The organism is Bartonella sp. MR168JLCBS (genome assembly GCF_042194175.1).
The window spans coordinates 1-232 of sequence record NZ_JBHIMP010000130.1 but is presented as its reverse complement, the minus strand read 5'-3'; the positions used below and the strand labels follow the sequence as shown (position 1 = coordinate 232).

The 232-nt window shown below is 44.0% G+C and carries 1 pseudogene; it reads right to left on the bottom strand.

Going from position 1 to position 232, the window contains the following annotated elements:
• Positions 1-232: pseudogene (locus tag ACFIK8_RS09750) on the bottom strand (HslU--HslV peptidase proteolytic subunit); the annotation flags it as partial.

The window sequence follows — 232 nt, the reverse complement described above, 5'->3', positions numbered from 1 at the left end:
ATCCATAGCTTTACGGGCAATGGTTTCTGCATCCAAATTCATATCTACGAGTGCCCACGCAGCTGAAAGAGCAAAATTGCCTCCAGAACCAATTGCCATAATTCCGTCTTCTGGTTCTAAAACATCACCAAGCCCTGTTAAAGCTAAAGTTATTTTCTTATCAGCCACAAGCATCATTGCTTCGAGGCGACGCAAATAGCGGTCTGTTCGCCAGTCTTTTGCAAGTTCTACA